The sequence below is a fragment of the uncultured Granulicatella sp. genome (assembly GCF_938030755.1).
Classification (GTDB): Bacteria; Bacillota; Bacilli; order Lactobacillales; family Aerococcaceae; genus Granulicatella.
In genome coordinates this window covers 1-5,680 of record NZ_CALHIF010000042.1, presented here as the reverse complement: position 1 = coordinate 5,680, position 5,680 = coordinate 1, and the positions used below count along the sequence as shown (strand labels likewise).

At 36.5% G+C, this 5,680-nt stretch carries 6 protein-coding genes; 4 read left to right on the top strand and 2 right to left on the bottom strand.

Annotation, left to right across the window (positions count from 1 at the left end; genetic code table 11):
- Both Q0594_RS04565 and Q0594_RS04560 read left to right on the top strand, forming a co-directional pair.
- The coding region (locus Q0594_RS04565; protein ID WP_298730050.1) for an MATE family efflux transporter at positions 1-854 on the top strand (854 nt) is incomplete at its 5' end.
- Between the two features lie 30 nt (positions 855-884).
- On the top strand, positions 885-2,267 hold the full coding sequence (locus Q0594_RS04560; RefSeq protein ID WP_298730048.1) for a deoxyguanosinetriphosphate triphosphohydrolase: 1,383 nt from the start codon (positions 885-887) through the stop codon (positions 2,265-2,267).
- A 95-nt stretch (positions 2,268-2,362) separates the two neighbouring features.
- On the opposite strand, the gene Q0594_RS04555 is transcribed toward Q0594_RS04560, so the two are convergent.
- Positions 2,363-2,662, bottom strand: coding sequence for a DUF1827 family protein (locus tag Q0594_RS04555; protein ID WP_298730046.1), 300 nt, complete (start codon positions 2,660-2,662; stop codon positions 2,363-2,365).
- Between the two features lie 283 nt (positions 2,663-2,945).
- On the opposite strand from Q0594_RS04555, the gene Q0594_RS04550 reads away from it, so the two are divergent.
- A complete protein-coding gene (locus tag Q0594_RS04550) occupies positions 2,946-3,212 on the top strand; it encodes a phosphocarrier protein HPr (RefSeq protein ID WP_039849104.1) in 267 nt (88 codons plus the stop codon).
- A gap of 1 nt (position 3,213) precedes the next feature.
- Positions 3,214-4,935, top strand: coding sequence for a phosphoenolpyruvate--protein phosphotransferase (ptsP, locus tag Q0594_RS04545; RefSeq protein ID WP_298730044.1), 1,722 nt, complete (start codon positions 3,214-3,216; stop codon positions 4,933-4,935).
- 69 nt (positions 4,936-5,004) lie between these two features.
- Here the strand turns inward: ptsP and Q0594_RS04540 are convergent.
- The coding region (locus Q0594_RS04540) for a fructose-bisphosphatase class III (RefSeq protein WP_298730042.1) at positions 5,005-5,680 on the bottom strand (676 nt) is incomplete at its 5' end.

The window sequence follows — 5,680 nt, the reverse complement described above, 5'->3', positions numbered from 1 at the left end:
GAGCTTTGCTAAATACAGTGTTAGATCCGTTATATATTTTTGGATTTAATATGGGGATTGCTGGAGCTGCTTGGGCAACGGTAATCAGTCAAATCGTTTCTACCCTTGTATTAGTAGCGTACATTCCACGGTTTAGATCGGTTCATTTTGAGAAGGGCGATTTTAAATTATCATGTGAAGATGTAAAAGTCATTGCATCTCTTGGGTTAACCTCGTTCATCTTCCAAATTTCCGCGACCATCGTTCAAATCACATCGAACAACTTACTTCGTACGTATGGTGCACAATCGGTTTACGGTAGTGATATTCCGATTGCAGTCGGGGGTGTTGTAAGTAAAATTTTCGTTATTTTCATTGCAGTTGTAATTGGGTTAAATCAAGGAGCGCAGCCGATTTTAGGATTTAACTATGGTGCGAAGAAATATTCGCGTGTGCATGAAATGATGAACTTACTACTGAAAGTAACCGTTATTTTATCGACGATTTTATGGATTCTATTCGAAGCCTTTCCGCTACAACTCATTCAAATGTTTGGAAGTGGGGATGCTCTTTATTATGAATTTGGAGTCAGATATGCAAGAGCATTCTTATTCTTTGCGTTTATTAATGGAATAACAATTATTGTGACGACCTTCTTCCCAGCAATTGGGAAAGCAAAACTAGGAGCGATTCTTTCTTTAACACGACAAATGTTTATCTTGCTTCCAGTGATGATTATTCTTGCAACAAGTTTTGGAGTAGATGGATTAATTTTCGCAGGTCCAATTTCCGACTTTATCTCCTTTATCATTTGTATTACTGTTTATATCCATCAAATACGCAAGATTCCAAAGGTAGACGAACTTTTGGTATAATGATAAAAGGTAATGGAAGGGGTATGATGTATGGAATGGTCTAAATTACTATCAACAAAACGGATTTCTGGAAAAAAAGCGACTCATCGTAATGAATTTGATGATGATTACAAACGAATTGTAACGAGTCCTGCTTTTAGACGCTTGCAAGATAAAACGCAGGTTTTTCCGCTGGAAAGGCTTGATTTTATCCACACGAGACTGACCCACTCATTGGAAGTTGCTATGGTGGCGAGGTCTCTTGCTAAAGAAATAGTGATTCTATTACAGGAAGAAGTTAAAAAACAACCGGATGCGAGTCGCGAAGAAATGATTGATAGACAAGAAGATGTCTTGAAAATTGTTGAATGTGCGAGTTTAGTTCATGATTTAGGCAACCCTCCGTATGGACATTTTGGAGAAGATATTATCCGCCAATGGTTTAAGAAAAATCTTCCAAATATTTTGAGAGAAAGAAGCGATGTTGCGGATGAGTTTTTATCAAGTCCGTATGTAAATGATTTTTACCGATTTGAAGGGAATGCTCAATCCCTACGCATTGTTTCGAAACTTCATGATTTCAAAGGGAAATTTGAAGGTTTGGATTTAACAGTGGCTACTTTAAATACTATTTTAAAATATACTTACCCCTCTTCTCATAAAAAAACAAAGGAAATAACTTCTAAGAAAGTGGGATATTTCTATTCAGAAGAAGAAGCGTTTAAAACAGTGACAAAAATTACGGGGACTGGCACTAATCGACATCCACTGACCTATATTTTGGAAGCAGCCGACGATATTGCTTATTTAGTAGCTGATATGGAAGATGCAATTGGAAAAGGCGTGATCTCTTTTAGAGATGTGCGAGAGTTCTTGCTAGAGAATTTAAGTAATGATGCCTATCAATCGCCTCACTCAGTACATACTCGCGAATTATTGACAACTATTGACGAAGAGGTCTTTAGTGTGAATCGCTTCTTTGTGGATTTGCGCGATAAATTAATTGATGGAGCCCGTCATAATTTTGTAAATCATTATGATGAAATTATGGCAGGGGTATTTAACCAAGATTTGTTCAAAAATTCTTGGGCAGAAGATTTATATGTGATTCTTCGCAAACTATCTGAAGAAAGAATTTATGACAATAAAGGAATCCTCCGTTTAGAAATTGCAGGCTATACGACGTTAACCTATTTATTAGATAGTTTTGTGCCTTCTTTAGTAGCATATGACACGAATCGTCAATTAGATTATGTAGAATTGAAAAAGATTGGTATCATTTCTGAAAGTCAGAAACGCTCGTATCATTATTTTGCTAAAGGAAAGAGTGAAGTAGAAAAATTATACTTACGTCTTCTTTTAGCAACAGACTTTATATCAGGGATGACAGATAGTTATTCACATCGCCTCTATTTAGACATGGTTGGAATCTAATACAACAAAAAAAGACCATATATGGTCTTTTTTTGTTGTATATATAAAGAGTACTGCTCATGAAGTTGCTTCATTAGTAGTTTTAATTGCTTTCTTTAATTAAAAGAGGGCCGTTTTTTCTCCACTGGAATACTAATTTCAACAAAGTTATCTGCATGGATAATATCAAGGCCATCAGGTTCCATATGGAACAAACGATGAACGACAAATTCAATTTCAATATCTTTGATGCGTCTTTTTTTATTTAAGATAACAATATCACGGTGAGTGGAAGCGTCAGCATAGAAAACAGTTGTTTGGCCAAGAGAGTATACTTTGATATAGAAAGCATCCGTGTTAGCTAACTGTTCATTGACAAGTTGAGAGTGGGAATTAGTAATATCGATAAGTTTCATTTCAGACACAGCCTCCTTTATTTATGTCGAATATTAATATTATTATACAGCGTTTTTAATATTATTTCATCTCTCTTTTTTTGAAAATTTAATTTTCTTGAAAAAGGATAAATAGCTTGCTCTCAGTAAGATGAAAGTGCTTTTAAAAAATATATTGAAATAGTTGTTAAAATCGAAAAAAAATGGTAACCTTATTAAATGAAAGGGTTGTATTTTTGAGGACTACATGCTCTCGAATGTACATTTCTTAAAACAAAATTTACTTTCAAAGGAGACTTTCAATATGGAAAAGAAAGAATATCATGTAATCGCAGAAACAGGGATCCACGCTCGCCCAGCAACTTTATTAGTTCAAACAGCAAGCAAATATAGTTCAGATATCCAATTAGAATACAAAGGAAAATCTGTTAACTTAAAATCAATCATGGGCGTTATGTCATTAGGTGTTGGCCAAGGTGCTGACGTAGTGATCACTGCTGAAGGTGCTGACGAAGCAGAAGCATTAGCAGGAATTGACGAAACAATGAAAAAAGAAGGATTAGCTGAATAATATGAAACCAACATTACAAGGGATTGCTGCTAGTGATGGCATTGCAATTGCCAAAGTATATACTTTGACTGAACCAGATTTAACAGTCACAAAAGTAACTGTTGAAGATTCAGAAAAAGAAGTTTCACGCTTGGATGATGCATTAGCAGCGTCAATTAAAGATGTCGAATTAATCAAAGAGACTGCTTTGAAAAACTTAGGTGAAGAAGAAGCGCAAGTTTTCGATGCTCACTTAATGGTTTTAAGCGATCCAGAATTAATTGGACAAGTAAAAGATAGCATTACATCTAACAAAGTGAATGCGGAATCTGCATTAAAAGAAGTAACAGATATGTTTATTTCTATTTTTGCAGAAATGGAAGATAACCCTTATATGCAAGAACGTGCTGCGGACATTCGTGACGTATCTAAACGTATCTTAGGTCATTTATTAGGCGTTAAAATTCCTAGCCCAGCAACGATCAAAGATGAAGTGATTATCGTGGCTGCCGATTTAACACCGAGTGATACAGCTCAATTAAATCGCCAATACGTAAAAGCTTTCGTTACTGATATTGGTGGACGTACTTCTCACTCAGCGATTATGGCGCGTTCTTTAGAAATTCCAGCGATCGTTGGTACTAAAGAAGTGACTTCAATTGCTAAAGACGGAGATATCATTATCGTTGATGGATTAGCAGGGGATGTATTCCTTAACCCATCTGAAGAAGTGATTGCTGAATACCGCGCTAAAGCGGAAGCATTTGCGGCTCAACAAGCTGAATGGGAAAAATTAAAAGACTCAAAAACTTACACGAAAGATGGCCATCAAGTTGAATTGGCTGCCAACATTGGTACACCAAAAGACCTAGAAGGTGTTGTAAACAATGGTGCAGAAGGTGTTGGTTTATACCGTACAGAATTCTTATATATGGATTCTCACGAAATGCCAACAGAAGAAGATCAATTTGAAGCTTACAAGGCTGTTTTAGAAGGAATGAATGGAAAACCTGTTGTCGTTCGTACAATGGATATCGGTGGGGATAAAGAGTTACCATACTTACCATTACCACACGAAATGAACCCATTCTTAGGATATCGTGCAATTCGTATTTCATTAAACGAACCTGCAATGTTCCGTACACAATTACGTGCGCTATTACGTGCTTCTGTATACGGTAAATTACGTATCATGTTCCCAATGATTGCGACATTAAATGATTTCCGTGGCGCTAAAGCGTTATTAGAAGAAGAAAAAGCGAAATTAATCGCAGAAGGTGTTGCAGTCAGCGACGATATCCAAGTTGGTATCATGATTGAAATTCCTGCAGCGGCAGTTTTAGCTCACCAATTTGCTAAAGAAGTGGACTTCTTCAGTATCGGAACTAACGACTTAATCCAATACACAATGGCTGCTGACCGTATGAACGAACGCGTTTCATACCTATACCAACCATATAACCCATCAATTTTAACGTTAATCAAACACGTAATTGATTCAGCACACAAAGAAGGCAAATGGGCTGGAATGTGTGGGGAAATGGCTGGAGATCAAACAGCTGTGCCTCTATTAGTAGGTCTTGGATTAGATGAGTTCTCAATGAGCGCAACATCTATCTTACCAGCACGTAAGATTATCAACTCCTTAAGCTATGCAGAGATGAAGGAACTAGCTGATAAGGCTGTCGCTTCCTCTACAGAAGCAGAAGTTGTAGAACTGATTAAGAACACAATTTCAAAGTAATGTAATATAAAAAAACACTGTATAAGCGAATCAACTTATGCAGCGTTTTTTTAATATATGATAAAGTATTTAAGTGCGGTCTGGCTGTAAACTTGGAACATAGAATTCTTTTAAGTCATCTAAACGTAAACAACCTAATGATTTACCAAATACACATCCACAATCGATGTGATAGATTTGTTTATTCTTACCTATAGCAATTTTTCCTCGGTATTCATCGCCATAACGAAAGGTTGGTGTGTGACCAACAATCATCGTTGTATCGTTGAAGGGATTTGCATCCAATCCTATCTTCTCCCATACGAGGATATGATGTGGTACAGAGGCGACGATAGTTGTAGGTTTCATATACTCTTCGCTAAGACCTGCGTGAATGAATAGGAATTTTTTGCCGTGAACGGTTAATTCCTTATAGTACGGACAGTTTTCAAGATAGAGTTTGATGTCATAACATTCATGATAATCTAAATCCATGAATTGATCAGAAGTGATGAGTCCTCCATTACGTAATGTCCATCTTAGGTAATCATCATCTGCACGTTGTGCACGAAAATCTCGTTTACAGTCAATCATGTATTGAGCATATTTTAATAGCCATACATCGTGATTGCCCATGATGAGATGCATATTCTTGCTGGAGATAATCTTTTGAAGTAACTCCATCGACTTTGGACCACGGTCGCAAACATCACCAACGATCCATAGTTCATCATAATCACTAAAAGAGATCAAATCTAACATCTGC

Bases quoted from the DNA above. Each gene is read 5' to 3' on its own strand.
- Q0594_RS04560 (WP_298730048.1), top strand. From the start codon at position 885: ATGGAATGGTCTAAATTACTATCAACAAAACGGATTTCTGGAAAAAAA.
- Q0594_RS04555 (WP_298730046.1), bottom strand. From the start codon at position 2,662: ATGAAACTTATCGATATTACTAATTCCCACTCTCAACTTGTCAATGAA.
- Q0594_RS04550 (WP_039849104.1), top strand. From the start codon at position 2,946: ATGGAAAAGAAAGAATATCATGTAATCGCAGAAACAGGGATCCACGCT.
- ptsP (WP_298730044.1), top strand. From the start codon at position 3,214: ATGAAACCAACATTACAAGGGATTGCTGCTAGTGATGGCATTGCAATT.